The sequence below is a fragment of the Dyella sp. OK584 genome (genome assembly GCF_057787755.1).
The window spans coordinates 1,469,013-1,492,006 of record NZ_CM173542.1; the positions used below are offsets into that span (position 1 = coordinate 1,469,013).

Here is a 22,994-nt window from a genome sequence, read left to right on the forward strand (position 1 = left end):
AGGGTGTATCGCTCCGGGAGTGGAAGCAACGAGGCCCAAGGGGAACCGTCCTGCACAAACAACCGGTTTCTCTCCACAGCAAGGGTCCGGCCGACCCCTGAGACAATTGGCCTGAGGTTGGAACAATGATGGATAAGGCACAGAAATCCCTGTTGGGAAGAGCCTGGATGAGGCGTGATGTCTTCCTGGAGCTGCTCAAGCGCGATATCGCCAGTCGCTACAGCGGCTCATTTCTCGGACTGTTGTGGTCCTTCTTCAATCCGTTACTGATGCTCGGCGTCTACACGCTGGCCTTTCGCGAATTTCTCGGCATGCGCTGGCCCAATCTGGCCGCAGGCGCGGATTTTTCGCTGATGATTTTCTCCGGCATGATTGTCCATTCACTGATGGCGGAGTGCATCACGCGGGGGCCCACGGTGATCGTTTCGCAGAGCAATCTGGTCAAGCGCGTGGTGTTTCCCCTGGCCATTTTGCCGTGCGTGACGGTCGCCTCTTCGTTGTTCAATACCTTGCTTAGCGTGATTGTGCTGCTGGGTTTCGTACTGCTGACACAGCATTCGCTGCACGCGAGCCTGCTCTATCTCCCCTTCGTGTTCGCACCCTACGTGTTGCTGCTGTGCGGCGTCTGCTGGCTGATGGCGGCACTGGGTGTGTTCATTCGCGACATTGCCCAAGTGGCTGGGGTGATCTCCGCCATCCTGATGTTCCTGAGTCCGGTGTTCTATCCGGCGTCGAATTTGCACGAGCCGTATCGCTCGTGGCTGCATTGGAACCCGCTGACCTTGATCATTGAGCAGACGCGCGACGTGGTGTTGTTTGGCCACGCGCCCGACTGGCACGCGCTGGGCATGTACACCCTGGTGGCGCTTGCGGTGTTGCTGTTCGGTTATGGTTGGTTCCAGCGTACCCGGGATGGATTTGCCGATGTCCTCTGAACCTGCCGAAGCCATGTTGCCGTCACCTGCGGCAGCCAAAGAGGTGGCGATCGAGGTGCATGGCCTCGGCAAAAGCTATCAGCTCTACGAGAAGCCTGTGCACCGCATGCTGCAAAGCCTGGTGGGTGGCCGGCATCGCTTCTATCGTGAGTTCTGGGCGTTGCGTGAAGTGGGCTTCGAGGTGCGCCGCGGGGAAACCCTTGGCATCGTCGGTAGAAATGGCGCGGGCAAGTCCACCTTGCTGCAGCTCATCGCCGGAACTCTGAAACCCACCGAGGGCAATGTCGCTGTGCGCGGTCGCGTGGCGGCGTTGCTGGAGCTTGGTAGCGGCTTCAATCCCGAGTTCACGGGGCGCCAGAATGTCTATCTCAACGCATCGATCCTCGGCCTGAGTCGCGCTGAGATCGACGCGCGCATCGGCGACATTCTCGCTTATGCCGACATCGGCGAGTTCGTCGATCAGCCTGTACGCAACTACTCCACCGGCATGGTGATGCGTCTGGCATTTGCGGTGGTGGTGCATGTCGACGCCGACGTGCTGATCATTGATGAGGCGCTGGCAGTTGGCGACGCGTTTTTCATGCAGAAGTGCATGCGTTACCTGCGCGAGTTCCGCAAGCGCGGCACCATGCTGTTTGTCAGCCACGACGGGGGCGCCGTCACCAGTCTGTGCGACCGCGCCATCTGGTTGGAACATGGGCGGATCCAGCGTGTAGGCGAAGCGCGAACGGTCATGGAGTCCTACCTGGAGGCCGCACTGATAGAGCGACAGGGCCATGTTGGCGCGCGCAAGTCACAGCCAAAGGCGCCAGTGCAACGGCGCCGCAGTCGACAAGTCCAGGCCAGGCAAGAGCTGATCGACCGTTCGGTGCTGCGCAACGATATTCACATCTTCCCCTTCAACCCTGAAGCGGAGGGCTTTGGCGAATGTCACGCCCGGGTTGTCCATGCGCAACTACGCAATGAGAGTGGCGAGGCGGTGTTTACCGTTCACGCGGGCGAGAGTGTTGAGCTCGAAATCGAGTTGCAGGCCGAAGTCGCCATGGATAGCGTCATCGTCGGCTTCTACGTGAAAGACAGACTCGGCCAATTGCTGTTTGGCGAAAACACCGTGTTCGTGCATGAAGATGGTTTTGCGGTGTCGGCCGGGCAGTCGTTCCGCGCCTTGTTCCGTTTCGAGATGCCGCGATTGGGCAATGGCGATTACTTCGTGGCCGTTGGCGTGGCCGAGGGAACCCAGGACCAGCATGTGATTCAACACTGGCTGCATGAAGCGCTGCGTTTCTCGGCCCTGGGTGGCTCGTACGTAACTGGACTGGTGGGGTTGCCCATGCTGGATATCAGGTTGGAGCATGTAACGCATGAGCAATGAGTTTCGCCTGGAGGCGCACCCGGCCATCCTGATGAAGCCGCGCATCGTGGCGCCCTATGGCTGGGTCGGGCATATCCCGTTCGCTTACCTGGCGATGGACTTGCTCAAGCCGCTAAGTGTCGTCGAGCTGGGCACGCATTCGGGAAATTCGTACCTGGCGTTTTGTCAGGCCGTGCGCGGACTGGGCCTGCCAACCCGTTGTTGGGCAGTCGACAGCTGGCAAGGTGATGAACATGCCTCGCGCTATAGCGAGGAAGTTTACGACGCGCTGCGCGGTCGTCACGATCCGTTGTACGGCGATTTCTCGCAGCTGCTGCGCATGAATTTCGATGTCGCCGTCGACCATTTTGCCGACGGTAGCATCGACCTGCTGCATATCGATGGCCTTCACACCTACGACGCCGTGCGCCACGATTTCGAAAGCTGGCGCAGTAAACTGAGCCGGCGTGCAGTCGTGTTGCTGCATGACACGAGCGTGGATGAGCGTGGTTTTGGCGTGCGACGATTCTTCGACGAGCTGGCCGCGCAATACACCTGCTTCGATTTCATGCACAGCAACGGCCTTGGCGTCGTCATCGTCGGCGATGACGTGCCTGAAGCGTTCGCGGCATTTGTGCGGCAGGCGCGCGACGAGCCGACGGTGATGCGACATTTCTTTGAGGCCTTGGCGGCAACGCTGGTGGGAGTCGATGGAAGACCCGTCGGCGGAGTTTTGCCGGAGCGACAGCCGATCGTTTGTCGTCTCTATTACCGGGAACGTCATGAGGGGTACGACGACGGCCGCTCAGTCCCCGTGATCCTGGATGCCGCAGACCGACAGGTCGACGTGCGATTTCGACTGCCGCCAGGCGTTCGCCCTGACTACTTGCGCCTGGACTTTTCCGATTTCCCCGGCGTATACGAGCTGCAACGCGTCAGCGTAAAGCGGGACGGTGGTTCCTCCATGCCGTTGGAGAATCTCTCCGGTCGCCTTGGTTTCGTACACGGAGAATTTCTGCCCGGCTTGCGCGACGATGGCTTGCGCATGGCCGGGTTCGACAATGATCCCTACCTCGAATTTGAAGTTGGAAGCGCGTTGGAAGTTCTGGAGGGTGACGGTGCGCTCGAAGTCACAGCGAGGATCGCCTACGAAATCGTGCTGGACGATCCAGCTGCCCGTCAATTGATGGAGCGCCACGCGAAATCTGTGCGCGACATGGCAGAGCTCTCACGGCAACGGATGGACATGCGCGATAGCAACGCAGAGATCAGGGCGCTCAGGGGGCGCATCGAACAGGTCGAGCAAAGCCTGAGCAAGCTGGCAAGTCGTAATGTCCTGTCCTGGTTCAAGCGAGGTGCCGGCTGATGTCACTTCGCCATCTCCTGATTCCGCAACAATGGCGTCGCTGGCTGCGTCACCGGCTTTGGCCCGTATGCGGTGGCCGGCTGGGCATGCACCCCCTGCGCGAGCTGGAACTGCTGGCGCCGGATACATGGAGTGCCACGGGCAACGATCCGCATTTTGCCTGTTATACCGACCAGTTCCCGTTGCGCGCCGGCTGGTATCGGCTGTCGATCGAGATGGAAGGAGATGATCCAAGCCGCATGGCGCCACGCTTGTATCTCGATTTTGGACAGGGCATGCATGAGGCCTGGTCGGTGCAGCTTGGCTTTATTCGTGCGGGGCGGCGACGCCATGCGGGTGTCGTACTGCTGCCACACGACGTTCGCGCATTGCGTTTCGATCCCGCAGAGGGTCCGTGCACGATTCGCGTGCGAGGTTTCGAGCTGATGCCGTTGTCCCGCGGGGGCGCGGCGTGGCGCATGTTGCGTGATGTATATCGGCACGGCGACGAGGTTGCAGCTTACCCCGATGGCGTGCTGATCGAGGCATGGCGTCGCTTGCGCCGGAATGGCGTCGGCGCCTTTGCGGCGTGGTTGCACGGATGCTATGCGCGGCAGGGAGCACCTCTGGCGGCTTATGAGCGTTGGATAGACCTGTATGGCCGAGCAAGCGTCACGGAGACGCACGCCAAGCAGTCGCACCTCATATCGATCCTGCTTCCAACCTACAACACGCCCGAAATCTGGTTGCGCCGTTGCCTGGACAGCGTGCTCGCGCAGACCTATGCCCTGTGGGAATTGTGCGTCGCCGACGATGCCTCGACGGAACCGCAGGTGCGTCTCGTGCTGGAGGAATATGCCGCCCGCGATTCACGCATCCGAGTTGACTGGCGCGAGCACAACGGTCACATATCCGCCGCTTCGAACAGCGCCTTGGCTATGGCGAGTGGAGACTATGTGGCGTTGCTTGATCATGATGACGAGCTGCACCCGCAGGCACTTGCCATCATGGTGTCGGCGCTGCAGCAGCACCCGCAATGGCGGATGGCCTATTCGGACGAAGACAAGATCGACACCGAAGGCAGGCGCTACGATCCGTACTTCAAGCCGGACTGGAATCCAGACCTTTTCTACGGCCAGAACTGTGTCAGCCACCTGGGTGTCTATGAGCGCGCCTTGGTGAATGCCGTCGGTGGCTTTCGCCAAGGGCTGGAAGGCAGCCAGGACTGGGATCTGGCGCTGCGTTGCATCGAGCGCTTGCGATCCCACGAGATTGGCCACGTACCGAGGGTGCTCTATCACTGGCGTGCCGTGCAAGGCTCGACAGCGCAGGGCGTGGCACAGAAAGGCTACGCGCATGACGCCGGACTACGCGCCGTGCGTGAACATTTTCAGCGGTTGGGGGATTCCGATACCGCAGTGATGGAAATTGACGGCTGCCTTGGCATGTTTCGCGTGCGCCATCCATTGCCGCAGTTGCCGCCGAAGGTGAGCATCGTGATTCCGACGCGAGACCGGGTGGAGCTGTTGCGGCAGTGCGTGGATTCGATCCTGTTGCGCACGAGCTACCCGAACTACGAGATTGTCATCGTTGACAACCAGTCGGCCGACGCCAAGACGCTGGATTACCTCGCCGCCGTAACGAAAGATGCGCGCGTGCGCGTCTTGTCACACGACTACCCGTTCAACTACTCGCATATCAACAACACTGCCGTTCAACAGTGCACCAGCGAACTTGTTTGCCTGCTCAACAACGACATCGAGGTCATCACCGCGGACTGGCTGGAGGAGCTGGTCAGCCACGCCCTGCGACCGCATGTTGGCGCGGTCGGGGCGATGCTGTACTACCCCGATGGCGGCATCCAGCATGCGGGTGTCGTGACTGGCGTGCACGGCGTGGCCGCGCATCCCTATAGCGGCATGCCCAAAGGTTATCCGGGGCAGATGTCGCGCGCGCGCCTTACCCAGTCGATGAGTGCGGTGACTGCCGCGTGTCTGGTGGTGCGACGTGCGGTTTATCTGGAAGTGGGAGGCCTGGATGAAACGCTTGCCGTCGCGTTCAACGATGTCGATTTCTGCCTGCGCTTGCGCGAACGTGGCTACACCAACATCTGGACGCCGTTTGCCGAGCTGACGCATCACGAGTCGGCGTCGCGAGGCCAGGAGAACACGCCTGAGAAGGGCGCGCGCTTCCAGCGCGAAGTGGAGTTGATGAAGCGTCGCTGGGGAGACAGGCTCGAAATTGACCCGGCTTATAACCCCAACCTGACGCTGGCGGGTGAGCCATTTACCCTCGCCTTTCCCCCGCGCGAGTGGCCGTCGCCAGTTGTTCCCGCTGAGACGCTTGCCGGCGATGCACCGGGCTTTTCGTTACCGGAGCCGGCCAATGGGTTGAGGCTTGGCGAGGCGACAGGAGTCAATGTGGAGATAGCCAATGGCAGCTTGTGAAGCAGAGACGGGTCTGCTTGCGCGCGTGCGTGCATTGATGCACGAGCGTCGGCATGTCGACGCGATCGCCGTGCTGGTGGAGGCATTGCAGGGGCGCAACGACATGCAGCTGGAACGGTTGCTGGCCGAATGCCGTTACCTTGCCTATGTCGAGCAGCCACCGCAGTCGACTGCGGGCGATCCATGGGCCGACGCGCTGCCCGACCCGTTCGCCGGCGTGGGTGGCGTGCCGGAAATCGCCGCCGAGCAGCTCGACGCGGCCCATCTGGTGGCGGGCATTCGCCGCCACGGCGCGCTGCTTGTGCGAGGCCTGTTGTCGCCCGAGACCGCGGCACGGCTAGCTGGCGGCATCCGCAAGGCCATCGACGATTGCATGGATTGGCACAATCGCGGCGGCGGCGAGCCGATTTCTCCGTGGTATGCGCGCCTGCCGTTGCGCGAAGACTGCGACCTGGCCGAAGCGCGTTACTGGATCGAAGGTTCTGGCGGTGTATGGACAGCCGATTCGCCGCGTATGTTGCACGAGGTGACGACGCTGTTTGAGGCCTGCGGAGTGGTCGACGCCATTGCCGGCTATTTCGGTGAGCGTCCGCTGCTGTCGGTGGGCAAATCCACGTTGCGTTGCGTTCCGGCCAGCCAGCGCGAGGCCGACTGGCATCAGGATGGCGCATTCATGGGTGCAGAGGTTCGCAGCGTGAATCTGTGGCTGAGCCTGTCACATTGCGGCGAAGATGCGTCCGGGCTTGAGATTCTGCCTCGTCGGCTTTCTCGCGTGCTGCCTACCGGCAGTCACGGCGCAAACTTTGGCTGGTCGGTGGGGCCGGGCATGGTGACGGAGGCGGCCGAGGGGTTGTCAACGGTGAGCCCGCGATTCGCGCCCGGCGACGCGTTGTTGTTCGATCACCTTTTTCTGCATCGCACGGGCGTTCCGGCAGGTATCGCCAAGGATCGCTACGCGATCGAATCCTGGTTCTTTGCGCCCTCGGCCTACCCGGCGCAGCAAGTGCCGCTGCGCCTCTGAATGATCACGCGGCGGTAGGGTTGCGAGCTGCCAGCTGTTGCTCCAGCTCGATGATGCGCTGCCGCTGCACTTCGACTGCTTCGCGGGCACGCTCCAGCGCTTCGGTGCGGCGCGTGAGGCACGATTCGGTCTGGGCGAGAATGGCGCGCAGGTGCATGCCGTCTGCTTCCAGCGCCATGCTCGCCTCGAGCAGGCTCTCGGCCGTGAAGAAGCTGTCGACCAGAGACTGCAGGGCTGGCGTCATGCGGGCGGCCGGAATCAGGATGCCCAGTCCATTGAAGAACGGCAGCTTGCGGAACGTGTAGTCGATGCCCGAGCTGGCCATGTAGTCCTCGTAGGCGGTAAGCACACCGTTACGGGGGCCACCCTCGTGCAGGGCGTTGGCCAACACGCCATTCATGCCGTGCTCGACCAGTTCATTGACGCCTGGCAGCATGCCGCGATAGGCGTAGGCGTGTTTTTGCGAGGCCTCCAGATCGTCGGGGTTGTAGTACATGTCGCGCCGCGCATACGGCCACGCCACGTCGTGCCCCAACACGATCGGAGGTGGCAGTTGTTGCTGCTCGGCACGCGCATGCAGCTGGGTAAGTTCGCTGTAGACCGTGGCCCAGTTATGGTCGCCGTCGATCAGTGCGATATCCGGTGTGTCGAGTTGCGGAATCGCCGCCACGCTCTTGAGCGGGTGATAGCGAAATTCAGCCGGACCGAAATCTGCCAGCACTTGATGCAAGCTAGGCTGTGGCGCCGGGTCGATGATGTCGGCACGCGCACCAGTCTCCCGGCAGTAGTCAAGAATGTTGCGTGTGTTCCAGCCCCGGTCGGCGCCGATCTCAATGAGGCGTCGCGGCTGCGCAGTTTCGATCAGCGGCTTGATGTAACGATGCCAGAAGCGGTTCACGCGAAAGTCTCCGAAGATGTGGATGGCACGACGGCAATGTCGTCGAGCGCAGGGTCATAGCTGGCCGCGGTAATCGCGCCGCCGACCTTGCGCAGGTAGCCGGAAGGACAGGTGCTGAGTAGTTGGCGATGGCAGCTGCGATCGATGACGAACGCGGCCTCGCTTTCGATGAAATCCTGGATGGTACGCAAGTGCTGGTGCTTGGAGTAACCCAGCCATGGTTGGCCAAACAGCGTGCCGAGGCACACCAGGTAGGACCGGTGTGAAACAAGGGTGCCGTATGCATGCAGCGCATCCTTGGTGAATTGATCGGCGGGCTCGGTGGCAAACAGGACGAGCACGGATTCGGCCGACCCAGTCCAGTGCCGCACGGTGGCCAACGTGTGGGGGTCCTGCGGGTTGCCATGCAGCACGGTTACGTTTGGCGGCAGCGCCGCCGCGTCGTTTGGATTGACGTGCAGAATGCGCGCGCCTTCGCATGCGGCTGCCTGCAGCGCATTCGCCAGGAAGTGCGTCAGGCCGCCCAGCGAGTTCACTGCAATAACGGCATCCGGGCGCACGCGGTGGATGATGTCCTGCAGACTGATCAAATCCGCCGGTGCTACGCCCACCGGGTGACCCAGCCACGTCACGTCGCGGTGCAATGCGGCTTCACCGTAGACCGATTGCAGGTAGGCCTGCGCGCCATCATCAAAATGCAGCGCCAGTTGCCCAGGCCGCACTTGCTCTGTTACTTCCATTCGCATCGGCAACAGCACGCGTTGACGCACGCCCGTGGCGAACTCCGATGGCATGCGACCGCGGTACTGCAGCTGAGAGCGGTGAATGCTTGTGAATTCCTCGCCGCGCAGCGTGCGGTAGGCACGCGCATAGCTGCGCACGCGCAGGTCTTTTGCAGCGTCGTCCACGTTGGTGGTGGTGCCGCCATGGAACTGGTGGAAGCTGGCTTCGCCGATCAATGAGACCAGCGGCCCTTCGGCCATCACACTGGCGCGGCGACACAGATCCAGATTGGCAAAGCCGCCGCCGGCCTCGTCGAATGCCTCGTCCATGCCACCCATGCGGTCATAGAGTGCCGTTGGCAACATCAGGCAGTTGCTCTCGCTCAGGCCGTCAAACCACGGTTCGGGACTCTCGCCAATCGGTGCGCCGATGCGGAACAACTCGTAGCCGTTGTTGGGCCAGCGAATGCGCTCGAAAAGGCGGTCTTCCTGTTCGGTGCCGTAGCCAGCCATGGCGAGCCAGCGCTGGTCACCGCCGATAAACCAGTGGCGCACCGCGACCACGGCATCGGCCTGCTCATGCCAAGCCTGCGTAGCCTCGCGGAATACGCCTGGCGTCAGCAGGTGGGCGCCATCAATCATGATGGCCAGGTAACGTCCGCGCGCTTCCATGGCTGCCGCATTGATGGCCGAACAGGGTGACGAGTGCAGGCGCGATGGGCGAATCAATCGAAACTCGGGACCAAAGCCGGCGATCCACGCCGGATCGAGCGGAGGCTGCGAGCCGTTGTCGACGCACAGCACTTCATAATCCAGATCACCGATATCGGATTGGTAGCTACGGCTCAGCGACGTCAGCGTGCGTGCCGCTTCACGCGGCATGTTGTAGAAATTGACGATCACCGAGAGGGTCAGCGTACCGCCGCCCGCATTACGCAGCAGCGGCTCCGGCGACCACCTGGCCGATGCCTTGGCGGTCGTCTGTGCCGGCGCGGCCCGCATGCGGAAAGATGTGGCCAGGGGTGATGCGTCGTCATCGACCGTTCGCAGTTCCAGTGTATGCAGCCTGCCGTCGCAAAGTTGCTCTGGTAGCGGCAGGTCGAAGCCGCAGCTGCCATCACCTTGGCGGAGTTCGGCAAGATCGGCGCGCCATTGGCTCGCTTCGAAGCGAAGCCATTCGCGCTCACCTTCAAGCAAGCGCAAGGTGACCGGGTGAGCCGCCGCATCCAGCCAATGGGCCCAGCCGCGAATGCGCGAAGGGCCACAGGCATCCAACGAGCCACGCAGCCGCTTGCTGCCGAGCGGCAGCGGCAACACATCCGGCATGCCTTCAGCTGTCGATGGCACGGGTGTCGCCGGTAGCTTTAGCGGGCTACCCGTCAACTCCCGTGCAGCAACCGTTACGGTAACGGTGGTGACTTCTTCGGGAAACGACGGAAGCGCGAGAGCAAACGCACAATAGCCATCACGCTTGCCTGCTGCCGCCAGGTCGGCGCGAAATGCAGTGGCATCAGCCTCGGCCAACACGTTATTGCCGGCACGTACGATAACCCTAGCTGCCACCCCTGGTTTGCGGGGAAACCAGGCCCAGCCATGCAAGGTGCCTTCTTTCAGGCCATCGACCACTCCTTCCACAACATCTTCGTCCGACACGGTGCGGAGGCGATCACGGCGCAACTGAATCATCAAATCTTCTCGCAAAAACAGTCAATGCGGCTGGGCCGCCAGGGACTAAAGATCGCGTTTCTCACCGATGCGCGCAATACGCCAAGGTATGCTTTTTACAAAGTTGGCTGTGTGGCGGTGCAGCATGGCGGAACCTCAGCGGAGGGCGATGGCGGGAAAGTGCCGCGACGTGCCAGGCAAATGGACAACATCAAAGTAACCAGCGCCCACCCCATCGCGGCGGTTTCGTTTGGATTTGAAGCGGGCGCGCAGTCGATTCCCCGGGTCAATTTGCGGGTCATGGACGGCGCGGCGGCGCATCTGAACAAGAGTGATGACTGGTTACCAGGCGTTGCTCCTGGCGTGGCCATCCAGCGAAGAGTCAGGACGCCGGCGTGTTGAGGTAATCCAGCGTGGCCTGCAACATCGATTCCATGCCGACTTTCAGCGCACCTTCGTCCATGAAGAATTTCGGCGAGTGGTTGGTGGGTGCCTTCAGTGCGTCCTGTCCCGCTGATGTGGAGCCGACGAAGAAGTACACGCTTGGTACTTCCTTGGCGAAGTAGGCGAAGTCTTCCGAAGCCATCCACGGCTTTGCTTCGATCACGTGATCGCTGCCTATGGCCTTGCCGATGCTGTTGCGCACACGCACGGCGAGAGCGGGGTCGTTGACCAGCACCGGGTTGCTGTCACCCATGGGGATCTGGGTTTCCACGGTAGCGCCGTTGGCTGCGGCCACGTGTTCGGCGATGCCCTTGAGGCTGTCGATGGCCTGCTGGCGCATGCCGGCGTCGAAAGTGCGCAACGTGCCCTGCAACTCGACCTTGTCCGGCACGATGTTGTAGCGCGAACCACCTTCGACGATGCCGAAGCTGAGCACGGCCGGCAGTGTGCCGATATCGAGTTTGCGACTGACGATGGTCTGCGCCGTCTCGATGATCTGCGCGGAGGTGACAATGGGGTCGACGCCATTCCAGGGCGTTGCGCCGTGCGTCTGGCGGCCATGCACCACCATCTTGAACGCGTCCGAGCCGGCCATGGTGGGGCCAGGACGCACTGCCACGATGCCAACGTTGAGCCCGCTGACCACGTGCATGCCGAACATCGCATCCGGCCTGAAATCGCGAAACACGCCGTCCTTGAGCATCAGTGAAGCACCGCCTTCTTCCCCAGCCGGAGCACCTTCCTCGGCTGGCTGGAACACGAACATCACTTCGCCAGGCAGGTCTTTCTTCATGCCGGACAACACCGTGGCGAGGCCGAGCAGCATGGCGGTGTGCGCATCATGGCCGCACGCGTGCATGACGCCAGTGGGTTTGCCGCGGTATTCGCCCTTGGCTTTGGAAGCGAACGGCACATCCACTTCCTCGGTGACGGGCAATGCATCCATGTCGGCGCGAATGGCCAGCTTCGGCCCCGGCTTTGCTCCCTTGAGAATGCCGACCACGCCGGTGTGCGCTATGCCGGTATGCACTTCCAGGCCCAGCTTCTTCAACTGGGCAGCAACCAGTGCGGCGGTGCGTGTCTCGCGATTGCTCAGCTCGGGATGCTGGTGGATGTCGCGACGCCAGCTGGTCACCTGAGGCAGCTCGTTCTGCACGAGTTGCGTGGTGTCGGCGGCGTGGACGGAACCTGCGGCGACGGCGGTGGCAAGGGCAAAAGCAAGCACGGTATGGCGCATGGAAGCTCTCCACGTGAGGAGCCCTGATCCTAGCGCGTCTGCGCTCCCGCAAACGTTGAAGATCGGCACGAGTCGCCAGGGTGAATGCTATGCTCGATCGCCGATCAGAGAGGGTGATGCGATGCGGGCGGCGAGCTATGTCCAGGGCGTCAGTCGACAGCCGTTGCTTGGCGACACCGTGGGGTCGTTGCTCAACCGCATCGCGGCCGCGTACCCGAACCGTCCCGCCCTGGTGGCGCGCTCGCAGCATGTGCGCCTGACCTATCGTGAATTTCACGCGGAAGTGGAACGTGCGGCGGCAGGGCTGCTGGCGCTGGGGCTGCAACGCGGCGATCGCATCGGTATCTGGGCGCCCAATCGCGCGGAATGGGTGGTGTTGCAGTTCGCGGCGCCCAAGGCGGGGCTGATCCTGGTCAACATCAACCCGGCCTATCGCCTGCATGAGCTGGAATTCGCGCTCAACAAGGTGAAGTGTCGCGCGCTGGTGCTGCCTCGCCGGTTCAAGACCTCGCATTACCTTGACATGCTGAGTGCACTGGCACCGGAACTGGCCACCTGCATCCCGGGCGAACTGGCGTGCGAACGGCTGCCGGCGCTGCGCGAAGTGATCCTGCTCGATGAGGAAGCCGCGCCAGGTACGCGTCTCTGGCGCGAGCTGATTGAGCGTGGCGACGCGCAGGCGATCGCGCAGCTGCATAGGGTGGAGAGCGAGCTGGGTTTCGATGACCCGGTGAACATCCAGTTCACTTCAGGCACCACCGGCGCACCCAAGGGTGCCACGCTCACGCATCACAACATCATCAACAACGCCTATTTCATCGGCGAGGCGATGCGCCTTACCGAGCAGGATCGGCTGTGCATTCCCGTGCCGTTCTATCACTGCTTCGGCATGGTGCTGGGCAATCTTGCCTGCGTCACGCATGGCGCCTGCATGGTCATTCCGGGTGAAGGCTTCGATGTGTTGTCCACACTGGAGACCGTGCAGGAAGAGCGTTGCACTGGCCTGCACGGTGTGCCGACCATGTTCATTGCGGAGCTGGAGCATCCGGAGTTTCATCGCTTCGATCTCAGCTCGCTTCGCACCGGCATCATGGCGGGCTCGCCGTGTCCCATCGAGGTGATGCGGCGCGTGGTGAGCGAGATGCACATGAGCGAGGTCACCATCGCCTACGGCATGACCGAGACCAGCCCCGTGAGTTTCCAGTCCACCCCCGATGATCCACTGGAGCGTCGCGTGGACAGCGTGGGCCTTATCCATCCGCATGTGGAAGTGAAGCTCGTGGATGAGCACGGCCGCACTGTGCCGCGCGGTACGACGGGCGAGCTGTGCACCCGCGGCTATTCGGTGATGCTGGGTTACTGGGAAGACGAGGCGCGCACGCGGGAGGCCATCGACGAGGCACGCTGGATGCATACGGGCGACCTCGCCGTGATCGACGACGATGGCTACTGCACCATCGTCGGTCGTCTCAAGGACATGGTTATTCGCGGTGGCGAAAACGTGTACCCGCGCGAGATTGAGGAATTCCTCTATACCCATCCGAAGGTGCTGGACGTGCAAGTGTTCGGTGTGCCGGACTCAAAATTCGGCGAGCAGGTGTGTGCCTGGGTTCGCCTGCGCGAGGGGTGCGAATCGAGCGAGGCGGAGATCCAGAGCTACTGTCGCCACCATCTGGCGTACTTCAAGGTGCCGCACTACGTGCGCTTCGTCGATGCGTTTCCGATGACGGTTACCGGCAAGGTGCAGAAGTACCTGATGCGTGAAGCCATGGTGGAAGAGCTCGCAGCCAAATCTTTGTAGCAGCGCACCGCGTGCGCCACCGGGTCGAATCCTGTGGTCATGCGTGTCGCGAGATCACAACTGTGAGATACGGCTTAGCGTCTCCGTCAGCGGAAGCACTGCAGGGGCGAGGAACGTCGCACTCAGACAAATGGAAGGCCGGGCGCATGATTTTCTGCATCTGATTCCGCAGCATCAATCGGTCACGCAGCTTACTTCTTGATGCTGAAATCGATCTCGACCGGATAAGGCGTGGGCGACGCCGGCGGTGCGGGCAGTGTCCAACTGGCCAACTGGCCGGCCATGCACTTGGCGATTCCCGTCTGCGGTTGCACGTCGATGCGTGCGAGCCGTCCGTCGGCGAGCACGTTGGCTACCAAGGTGAACGGTGATTTGTCGGCCGGTGCATTACTGGCAAGACACGACTTGTAGGCGTCCGTGGTCGGGTTGCCGATGCGGTCCCACATCTGCTTCTGATAGGCCGGCCCGGTGGCGGCGCCTTCGGCCAGCTTTGCCTGGGCCACCCGCGTTTGAAAGTCGGCACCGGTGGCGGGGCTTAGTTGCAGTGCGACGGCGAGCAGGATGGACATGGCGGCTCCGATGTTTCGGGAAGGCTCACGTTACCAGCGCAACGCATGCTTGCCCATGTAGGAGCGCACCCAGTGCGCGACCACGGCGTCGTGGGTTGCCGCAGCGCAGAAACTTTGCGCGCCGGTGGCAGGTTTCGTACAAAGCGGTTGCTTGCCGGTGCACCGTCGCGGGACGGTCGCGCACTGGGTGCGCTCCTACAAGAGCCCAGCTTCAGGGCAAGTGTTCGCTTGCCAGGTATTCCTCGCTCTGCATCTCGATCAGTCGCGACTCGGTGCGCCCGAACTCGGCGCGCAAGCGCTCGCCGTCATAAAGCTCAGTGATCGGCGCCGCGGCGGAGAGCACCAGCTTCACGCGGCGATCGTAGAACTCATCCACCAACTGCACGAAGCGGCGCGCGGCATCGTCGGTATAGACGGTGAACTGCGGTACGTTGGAGATGATCACCGCCGGGCCGGCCTTGGCCAGCTCGATATAGTCCGACACTGCGCGCGGACCCTCGCACAGCGCGGAAAATTCGAACCACAGGATGTTCGCAGCGCGTTTGCGCACCGGCACCCGGCGATCATTGAGGATGATCTCGCCACCCTCCTGCACGGCACCCTCCGCCTGGCTGGTGAAGATGCGCGTCAATGCGCGCTCGGCCTCCGCGCTCGGTGGCGTGAGGTACACCGGCGCCTGGGTCAGCGCGCGCAGGCGCCAATCGTGCGAGGAAATCATCTGCACCACGCGGCAGTGCTTCTCGATCAGCGCGATGGCCGGCAGGAAGCGGGCGCGTTGCAGGCCGTCCTTGTAGAGGTTGGCCGGCGCCGTGTTCGATGTGGTCACCAGCGTCACGCCGCGCTCGAACAGAGACTGCAGCAGCGTGCCCAGGATCATCGCATCGCCGATGTCATTGACCAGGAATTCGTCCAGGCACAGCACGCGGCAGCGCGCGGCGAGGTCGGCGGCCACCTGCAGCAGCGGATCCTGCCGCTCGCCCAGCGCGCGCAGCTGCTCGTGCACTTCGCCCATGAAGCGATGGTAGTGGCGGCGCAGCGCCATGCCGGAAGGCAGGCTGGCCACGAACAGATCCATCAGGAAGGTTTTGCCACGCCCGACGCTGCCCCACAGGTACAGCCCCTGCACGCCTTCGCGGACGTCGTTGCCGAGCAGCGATTTCAGACGTCCAAACAGACCGCCGCTGCCGTTATCGGTGGCGGCGATCAGTTCGCCGTGCATGCGATCGAACTCGGGCAGCAGCGCCTGCTGGGCCGGGTCGGCCTCCCAGCGGTGCGCGGCAACGCCTTCGTGGTAACGCGCGCTGGGCGCAAGCAGGGGGAAGTCACTCATGGGTACGACAGACTCTCAGGACGACCCGCTTGCGGCGGGGCATCGAAACGGACAGGTAAAACGAACGAGACATCAGTCCTGGCGCAGCGGCGGCAGCCACGGTTGCACGGCGTGCTTGATGACGCCGCGCAAATCCATCAGGCGACGATGAAAGAAATGGCTGGTCTCGGGCATGCGCACCAGCTCGGGTTTCTTCGCCATGCCGTCGATCCAGTCGAACACCGCCTGCGGATCGACCACTTCGTCTTCCTCGCCCTGCACCACCAGCCACGGGCAGGTGGGCATCTCGAAACCTTCGAACGGCCAGCGGCCGGCGGGCGGGGCGATGCTGACCAGCGCGGCTGCATGCAACCGCATTGCGTTGCGGATCGAGACATAGCTGCCGAACGAGAACCCGGCCAGCCAGAGCGCATCGTCCGGACGCAAGCGGCGCACCCAGGACACTACGGCAGCCAGATCATCGCCTTCACCGTTGCCGTGGTCGTAAGTGCCTTCGGATTCGCCGGTGCCGCGAAAATTGAAACGGACGGTATCCAGGCCCGATTCGCGCAGCGAACGCTCCACCATCGTCACCACCTTGTTGTGCATGGTGCCGCCCTGCAGCGGATGGGGATGGCAGATTACCGCGGTGCCTCGTCGTGCCTCTTCGGGCACGGCCACGTCGCTGATCGCCTCAAGCTTGCCGGCAGGCCCCTGGAGCGCGAAGCTGGCGGCCTGCTCGGGAAAATGGTCGGGTTGGGTGGGAAGCATGACGGGATTCATGGCCAAGATGATAACCGCCGCGTGTGTCCACCGGTCGCACCCGGCATGGAGGCGTGCATGAATCACCTGGCCCACACACTGCTGGCCGGCGATGACGAGCTGCTGAAGCTGGGCGGCCTGATGGGCGATTTCGTGCATGGCCAGCCCGATCCGGCGCTGCCCGAAGGGTTGATCGCGGGCATCCGCCTGCATCGCGCCATCGACGTTTATACGGACAGTCACCCTGAGGTGGTTGCCGCGCGCACGCTGCTGCCGCCGCCGTACCGTCGCTATGGCGGCATCTTGCTCGACATGTGGTTCGATCACCTGCTGGCGCGCGACTTTCCCCGCTGGAGTGAACGGGGATTGGAGGCTTATTCCGCCAGCGTGCGCGAATTGCTGAGCCGCCACGAGTCGCTGTTGCCGCCGGGTCTGCAGCGCTTTCGCCGCTACATGGATGCCCACGCGCTGCCCGGCGGATATGCCAGGCCCGAAGAGCTGGCGGCTGCTTTGAGCGGCATCTCGCAGCGGCTCAGTCGTGCCAATCCTGTGGGTGAGGCGATGCCGGTGCTGATCGGGCTGGAGCGTCCGTTGCAAGTGAGATTCGAGGTGTTCTATCCGCAGCTGCAGTCGTTCGCAGCGCAATGGATCGAAGCGAATAACCCCCTCTCCCCTTCGGGCGACCCGTAGGTAGTCCCTGTGGGAGAGAGGGCTGGGGTGAGGGGGCAATCTTGCGGTGGGGTGTAGTCGGAGCGTTTTTTGAAAGGTTGCCGCGAGCACCCGCCCCTCACCTCAATCCTCTCCCCAGCGGGGAGAGGAAGTAAAAGCAAAACGCCGCCCTTGGGCGGCGTTTCTCGAAAGCTCGTTTGATCAGGCCTTACTTGGCCTGATCCACAATCCAGTGCACCGCGTTCTTCACCTGCTCGTCGGTCAGCGACGGGTTGCCGCCCTTGGCCGGCATCATGTTGCCATCCGGACCCTTGTAGCCGTCGATGGCATGCTTGACCAGGGTGTCCAAGCCCTGGGCGACGCGCGGGCCCCAGTTGCTCTTGTCACCCAGCTTGGGCGCGCCGGCCACGCCAGCGGTGTGGCAGCTGTGGCACAGGTTGTCGTAGATGGTCTTGCCGTCGGTGCTGCCACCGTACGCGACCTGCGAAGCGGCAGCCTTGGTAGCGGCTTCCTGGGCGGCCTGCATGGCGGCGCGGCCGGTGTCGCCGGCGTAGACAGCGCCCGCCGGAGCAATGCGCTCGGCCACCTGCTTGGGAGTCTCCGGATTGATTTCCTTGGGCTCGTGGTCGTAGATCAACCAGGCGCCGCCGATCAGCAGCAGGGTCAACACACTCAGGCCCGCGATCAGCAGCGAAAAGCTGCGCATGAAGCTCTGGTCGGATTTGGTCAGGGAACCACTCACGCAATTACTCCATTTCTAATGGACGGCCTTGCAGCCGGGTTAGGCACAGGTTCAGGCAATAAGCGTCGGATTATAGTCGAACCCCGCGGCAAGTTTCAGGCCGCTTCGGACGGCGCTTCCACGGTTGCCAAGTGCGCAGATTTCGCGCATTTTTCGTCATCTTGATGCGATAGGCTTGCAAAACCCTGCCATCGGTCATAGGGCACCCATGTCAACTGGCATTGTCCATTACCGTTGAACTGACCCTATCCTTTCATCCGACGTACAAGTCATGTGCGCAAGCTGCGCCGGTGGGGTCGGGTGGCCCGCCTTTTACTCTGGGAGTTTTTCATGTCGCGTTTTTGGAAGATCGCGCTGATCGTCGTGGCCGTGATCGTAGTGGGAGCGGTCGGCTTCCGTCTGCTGCGCAAGCCGGGTGCCGAGGGTGGCGCTGGGCAGCAGGCCGGTCAGAACGGTGATCAGGGACAAGGCAAGGACAAGGACAAGGACACGCCCGTGCCGGTGACCGCCGAGCTGGTGGTCAAGCAGGATGTACCGGTCTACCTGACCGCGCTGGGCACCGTGCAGGCGCTCAATACCGTCACCATCAACCCGCAGGTCAGCGGGCAGATGCTGAGCATCAATTTCAAGGAAGGCCAGGAAGTGAAGAAGGGCGACCTGCTGGCGCAGATCGACCCGCGCACCTTCCAGGCCGCCTATGACCAGGCCGCGGCCAAGCAGCAGATGGACGAAGCCCAGCTCTCCACCGCGCAGAGCACGCTCAAGCGCAACGAGGCGCTGGTCGCCAAGGGTTACGTCGCCCAGCTGGACATGGACACCTTCCGCAACAACGTGTCCAACCTCATCGCTTCCGTGGCCGCAGACAGGGCCAGCGTCCGTTCGGCCAAGGTGAACCTGGATTACACCCACATCATCTCGCCGATCGACGGCGTGGCCGGCATCCGCAACGTGGACCCGGGCAACGTGGTGACCACCACCACGGCGGTGGTGACGCTCACGCAGATCCATCCGATCTACGTCACCTTCAACCTGCCTGAGCAGAACCTGGAAATAGTGCGCAAGGCTGCTGGCGTGGGCGATGCGCTGGAAGTGCTGGCGCTGGATCGCGCCGATGCTCACACCATCGCCGATGACGGCCAGCTCAACGTGGTGGACAACCAGATCGACACCACCACCGGTACCTTCAAGCTGCGCTCGATCTTTCAGAACACCAAGGCCGATCTGTGGCCGGGCCAGTTCGTCAACGTGCGCCTCAAGGTACGCACGGTGGCTGGCGGCCTGGTGATTCCGGCGCAGGCGGTGCAGCGCGGTCCTGACGGCGACTACGTGTACCTCGTGCAGCAGGACCAGACGGTCAAGATGAATCCGGTGAAGGTCGCCGGCGAAGTGGGCGACAGCCACGTGATGATCGGTTCGGGTCTGGCGCTCAACGACAAGGTGGTGACCGAAGGTCAGTTCCGCCTGAAGCCGGGCAGCAAGGTCAAGGCGCTCAAGCCGGGCGAAGTGCCAGCCGCGCCGACGACGGCCGAGATGGACAAGGCCAAGAAGCAGGCACAGCAGGGCGGTGGCCGTCGTCGCGGCGGCTGATCGACATGACGACATAGGGACGAGGGATGAGTAGCGAGTTGCGAAAACCCGGCGTTTCCCCGAATGGCCAGCCTCGCGCTGGCCAGTCCGGGGCTTCGCCCACGCGACTCGCCACCCACCTCTTCGAGCCTGCGCGGTGCGCCGGATGCGCGCCCTCTCCAATCAGCCTTAAGTGACGGCATTCCCGATGGGCTTCTCCACACTCTTTATTCGTCGACCGATCGCCACCTCGTTGCTGATGGTGGCGGTGCTGCTGCTCGGCATCCTCGGCTATCGCCAGCTGCCGGTATCGGCGCTGCCTGAGATCGACGCGCCCAGCCTGGTGGTCACCACGCAATACCCGGGTGCCAGCGCGTCGACCATGGCCTCGCTGGTTACCACGCCGCTGGAGCGCAACTTCGGCCAGATCTCCGGCCTGGCCATGATGACCTCCGACTCGTCGGCGGGCTTGTCCACCATCGTGCTGCAGTTCGCGATGGACCGTGACATCGACATCGCGGCGCAGGACGTACAGGCGGCCATCAATCAGGCGCGCGGCACGCTGCCCAGCACGCTGCCGTATCCGCCGGTGTACAACCGCGTGAACCCGGCTGACGCGCCCATTCTCACGCTCAAGCTCACGTCCGACAGCCTGCCGCTGCGCGACGTGAACAACTACGCTGATTCGATCCTGGCGCAGAAGCTCTCGCAGGTGCAGGGCGTGGGCCTGGTGTCGATCGCCGGCAACGTGCGCCCCGCCGTGCGTGTGCAGGTGAATCCGTCGCAGCTGGCCAACCTCGGCTTGACGATGGAAGACGTGCGCAGCGCGCTCACCGAGGCCAACGTGAACGCGCCCAAGGGCACGCTCAATGGCGCCACGCAGTCCTACAGCATCGGCACCAACGACCAGCTGGCCAATGCGGCGGAATACAAGAGCACCATCATCGCGTACAGGAACAACGCGCCCGTGCGTCTGTCCGACGTAGCCACCGTGCTCGATGGCGTGGAGAACGATCAGCTCGCCGCGTGGGCCAACGGCAAGCCTGCCGTGCTGCTGGACGTCCGTCGCCAGCCGGGCGCGAACATCGTGCAAACGGTGGAGCAGATCCGCAACATCATTCCGCAGTTGCGCGCGGTGTTGCCGGCCGATGTGCACCTTGAGGTGTTCGCCGACCGCACCATCACCATCCGCGCCTCAGTAGAGGACGTGCAGTTCACCCTGATCCTCACCATCTGCCTGGTGGTGGCGGTGATCTTCGTGTTCCTGCGCCGCCTGTGGGCCACGGTGATTCCGTCGGTGGCAGTGCCGCTGTCGCTGATGGGCACGTTTGGCGTGATGGCCTTCACCGGCATGTCGCTGGACAACCTCTCGCTGATGGCGCTGACCGTGGCTACCGGCTTCGTGGTGGACGATGCGATCGTGATGATCGAGAACATCGTGCGCTACATCGAGCAGGGCAAGGACGGCAAGGAAGCGGCCGAGATTGGCGCGAAGGAAATCGGCTTCACCGTGCTGTCGCTGACCGTGTCACTGGTCGCGGTGTTCCTGCCGCTGCTGCTGATGCCGGGCGTCACTGGCCGCCTGTTTCACGAATTCGCCTGGGTGCTGACCATCGCGGTCACGATCTCGATGCTGGTGTCGCTGACACTGACGCCGATGATGTGCGCCTACCTGCTCAAGCCCGATGCGCTGCCCGAGGGCGACGATGCGCACGAGCGCCATCACGCGGCTGGCAAGCGCACCTGGTGGTCGCGTCTCGTGGGCCTGTACGAAGGTTCACTCGATTGGGTGCTGGCCCACCAGCGCCTGACCATCCTGGTGGCAGGCGCCACCGTGGTGTTTACGGTCTTCCTGTACATCGTGATCCCGAAGGGTCTGCTGCCCGAGCAGGACACGGGCCTGGTGACCGGCGTGGTGCAGGCCGACCAGAACGTTGCCTTCCCGCAGATGGAACAGCGCACCAAGGCGGTGGCCGAAGCACTGCGTCGCGACAAGGCAGTGACCGGCGTGGCGGCCTTCATCGGCGCCGGCTCGATCAACCCCACGCTCAACCAGGGCCAGCTCAGCATCGTGCTGAAGGATCGCGGCGATCGCGACAGCCTGGACGAAGTACTGGCCCGACTGCAGAAGGAAGCGGCCGACATTCCGGGTGTGGCGCTGTATCTGAAACCGGTGCAGGACGTGACGCTCGATAGCCGGGTGTCGGCTACCGAGTACCAGTACTCGATGTCCGACGTGAATTCGGCCGAGCTGTCCAGCTACGCCAACCAGATGACCCAGGCGCTGCGCCAGCGTCCCGAACTGGCCGACGTGGACAACAATCTCGCCGACCAGGGCACGTCGCTCAAGCTCACCATCGACCGTGAGAAGGCGAGTCGCCTGGGTGTGCCGGTGCAGACTATCGACGACACGCTGTACGACTCGTTCGGCCAGCGTCAGATCTCCACTATCTTCACCCAGCTCAACCAGTACCGCGTGGTGCTGGAGGTTGCGCCGCAGTTCCGCAGCAGCACGGCGCTGCTCAACCAGCTCACCGTGAAGAGCAATGGCAGCGGTGCGCTTACCGGCAGCAATGCCACCAGCTTCGGTCAGGTGGCGTCGAGCAACTCATCGACCAGCACCGGTCTGGGCGTAGCGAACACCGGCGTGGTCATCGGCGCGGGCGGCACCATTCCGCTGGCATCGCTGGCGACAGCCGAGATCACCAATGCGCCGCTGGTGGTGAGCCATCAGCAGCAGCTGCCGGCCGTGACCATTTCGTTCAACCTGGCGTCGGGATACTCGCTGTCCGAGGCGGTGAAGGGGATCAACGAAGTGGAGCAGCAGCTCAACTTCCCGCCGCAGGTGCGCGGTCAGTTCATCGGCAAGGCAGCGGAGTTCTCCACCTCGCTGACCAACGAAGTGCTGCTGCTGATCGCCTCGATCGTGGTCATCTACATCGTGCTGGGTGTGTTGTACGAGAGCTACATCCATCCGCTCACGATCATTTCCACGCTGCCTCCGGCCGGCGTGGGTGCGCTGCTTGCGCTGATCCTGTGCAACATGAGCCTGTCGGTGGATGGCATCGTGGGCATCGTGTTGCTGATCGGTATCGTGAAGAAGAACGCGATCATGATGATCGACTTTGCGATCGAGGCGCAGCGCGAAGGCATGAAGCCGCACGAGGCGATCCGCCGTGCGTGCCTGCTGCGCTTCCGTCCGATCATGATGACCACCGCGGCCGCCATGCTCGGCGCACTTCCGCTGGCGCTGGGCAACGGCATCGGCGCAGAGCTGCGTCGACCGCTGGGTGTCTCCATCGTGGGCGGCCTGTTGCTGTCGCAGCTGGTGACGCTGTACACGACGCCGGTGATCTACCTCTACATGGAACGTTTCTCCGACTGGCTGCGTGAGCGTCGCGAGCAGCGAGAACTCAACCGTGCGCAGGCACGGGGAGCGATGTGAGGTCACCACGACGGCCCGATGCGTATCGGGCCGTCAGTAAAACCACGAAAGGGGCGCGGCCAACAG

General features: G+C 62.9%; 17 protein-coding genes. 10 read left to right on the plus strand and 7 right to left on the minus strand.

Features of this window, described 5'->3' with window-relative positions:
* Window positions 1-167: 167 nt before the first annotated feature.
* Genes AC3CBN_RS06635 through AC3CBN_RS06655 form a run of 5 tightly spaced genes read left to right on the plus strand, consistent with a single transcriptional unit; the run spans window position 168 to window position 7,099 of the window.
* Entirely contained in the window at window positions 168-935 is a 768-nt protein-coding gene (locus AC3CBN_RS06635; protein ID WP_488636021.1) for an ABC transporter permease, read from the plus strand.
* Entirely contained in the window at window positions 925-2,307 is a 1,383-nt protein-coding gene (locus AC3CBN_RS06640) for an ABC transporter ATP-binding protein (RefSeq protein WP_488636022.1), read from the plus strand. The genes AC3CBN_RS06635 and AC3CBN_RS06640 overlap by 11 nt, the downstream gene beginning before the upstream one ends.
* Window positions 2,297-3,652 carry a class I SAM-dependent methyltransferase gene (locus AC3CBN_RS06645; protein WP_488636023.1) on the plus strand — a complete coding sequence of 452 codons (1,356 nt, stop codon included), beginning with the start codon at window positions 2,297-2,299 and terminating at the stop codon, window positions 3,650-3,652. The genes AC3CBN_RS06640 and AC3CBN_RS06645 overlap by 11 nt, the downstream gene beginning before the upstream one ends.
* Window positions 3,652-6,078 carry a glycosyltransferase family 2 protein gene (locus AC3CBN_RS06650; RefSeq protein WP_488636024.1) on the plus strand — a complete coding sequence of 809 codons (2,427 nt, stop codon included), beginning with the start codon at window positions 3,652-3,654 and terminating at the stop codon, window positions 6,076-6,078. Before AC3CBN_RS06645 ends, AC3CBN_RS06650 begins: the two co-directional genes overlap by 1 nt.
* Complete coding sequence (locus AC3CBN_RS06655) at window positions 6,065-7,099, plus strand: phytanoyl-CoA dioxygenase family protein (RefSeq protein WP_488636025.1); 1,035 nt, start codon at window positions 6,065-6,067, stop codon at window positions 7,097-7,099. Before AC3CBN_RS06650 ends, AC3CBN_RS06655 begins: the two co-directional genes overlap by 14 nt.
* A 4-nt stretch (window positions 7,100-7,103) precedes the next feature.
* Here AC3CBN_RS06655 and AC3CBN_RS06660 read toward each other — a convergent pair whose 3' ends face one another.
* Together AC3CBN_RS06660 and AC3CBN_RS06665 are read right to left on the minus strand one after the other, a co-directional pair.
* Window positions 7,104-7,997 carry a class I SAM-dependent methyltransferase gene (locus tag AC3CBN_RS06660; protein WP_488636026.1) on the minus strand — a complete coding sequence of 298 codons (894 nt, stop codon included), beginning with the start codon at window positions 7,995-7,997 and terminating at the stop codon, window positions 7,104-7,106.
* The gene (locus AC3CBN_RS06665; RefSeq protein WP_488636027.1) at window positions 7,994-10,282 is read right to left on the minus strand and encodes a CmcI family methyltransferase; all 2,289 of its coding nucleotides are present in this window, start codon (window positions 10,280-10,282) and stop codon (window positions 7,994-7,996) included. The genes AC3CBN_RS06660 and AC3CBN_RS06665 overlap by 4 nt, the downstream gene beginning before the upstream one ends.
* 30 nt (window positions 10,283-10,312) lie before the next feature.
* On the opposite strand from AC3CBN_RS06665, the gene AC3CBN_RS06670 reads away from it, so the two are divergent.
* Complete coding sequence (locus AC3CBN_RS06670; protein ID WP_488636028.1) at window positions 10,313-10,786, plus strand: hypothetical protein; 474 nt, start codon at window positions 10,313-10,315, stop codon at window positions 10,784-10,786.
* Here AC3CBN_RS06670 and AC3CBN_RS06675 read toward each other — a convergent pair.
* Complete coding sequence (locus AC3CBN_RS06675) at window positions 10,767-12,065, minus strand: amidohydrolase (RefSeq protein WP_488636029.1); 1,299 nt, start codon at window positions 12,063-12,065, stop codon at window positions 10,767-10,769. The genes AC3CBN_RS06670 and AC3CBN_RS06675 overlap by 20 nt on opposite strands.
* A gap of 121 nt (window positions 12,066-12,186) precedes the next feature.
* Between AC3CBN_RS06675 and AC3CBN_RS06680 the strand changes: the two genes are divergently transcribed.
* Window positions 12,187-13,866, plus strand: coding sequence for an AMP-binding protein (locus tag AC3CBN_RS06680; protein WP_488636030.1), 1,680 nt, complete (start codon window positions 12,187-12,189; stop codon window positions 13,864-13,866).
* A 191-nt stretch (window positions 13,867-14,057) separates the two neighbouring features.
* Here AC3CBN_RS06680 and AC3CBN_RS06685 read toward each other — a convergent pair whose 3' ends face one another.
* The 3 genes from AC3CBN_RS06685 to AC3CBN_RS06695 all read right to left on the minus strand — a co-directional run bounded on the left by AC3CBN_RS06685 (window position 14,058) and on the right by AC3CBN_RS06695 (window position 16,527).
* Window positions 14,058-14,435 (minus strand): peptidase C13, encoded by a 378-nt coding sequence (locus tag AC3CBN_RS06685; RefSeq protein ID WP_488636031.1) that lies wholly within the window; start codon window positions 14,433-14,435, stop codon window positions 14,058-14,060.
* A 211-nt stretch (window positions 14,436-14,646) separates the two neighbouring features.
* Entirely contained in the window at window positions 14,647-15,765 is a 1,119-nt protein-coding gene (gene zapE / locus AC3CBN_RS06690) for a cell division protein ZapE (protein ID WP_488636032.1), read from the minus strand.
* 72 nt (window positions 15,766-15,837) lie between these two features.
* Window positions 15,838-16,527, minus strand: coding sequence for an alpha/beta hydrolase (locus tag AC3CBN_RS06695; protein WP_488636033.1), 690 nt, complete (start codon window positions 16,525-16,527; stop codon window positions 15,838-15,840).
* Window positions 16,528-16,584: 57 nt separating this feature from the next.
* Between AC3CBN_RS06695 and AC3CBN_RS06700 the strand changes: the two genes are divergently transcribed.
* The gene (locus tag AC3CBN_RS06700) at window positions 16,585-17,196 is read left to right on the plus strand and encodes an acyl carrier protein phosphodiesterase (protein ID WP_488636034.1); all 612 of its coding nucleotides are present in this window, start codon (window positions 16,585-16,587) and stop codon (window positions 17,194-17,196) included.
* Window positions 17,197-17,383: 187 nt separating this feature from the next.
* On the opposite strand, the gene AC3CBN_RS06705 is transcribed toward AC3CBN_RS06700, so the two are convergent.
* Entirely contained in the window at window positions 17,384-17,905 is a 522-nt protein-coding gene (locus tag AC3CBN_RS06705; protein WP_488636674.1) for a c-type cytochrome, read from the minus strand.
* A gap of 342 nt (window positions 17,906-18,247) precedes the next feature.
* Between AC3CBN_RS06705 and AC3CBN_RS06710 the strand changes: the two genes are divergently transcribed.
* Together AC3CBN_RS06710 and AC3CBN_RS06715 are read left to right on the plus strand one after the other, a co-directional pair.
* Window positions 18,248-19,504 carry an efflux RND transporter periplasmic adaptor subunit gene (locus tag AC3CBN_RS06710; RefSeq protein ID WP_488636035.1) on the plus strand — a complete coding sequence of 419 codons (1,257 nt, stop codon included), beginning with the start codon at window positions 18,248-18,250 and terminating at the stop codon, window positions 19,502-19,504.
* Between the two features lie 187 nt (window positions 19,505-19,691).
* Window positions 19,692-22,928, plus strand: coding sequence for an efflux RND transporter permease subunit (locus tag AC3CBN_RS06715; protein WP_488636675.1), 3,237 nt, complete (start codon window positions 19,692-19,694; stop codon window positions 22,926-22,928).
* Window positions 22,929-22,994: the final 66 nt, after the last annotated feature.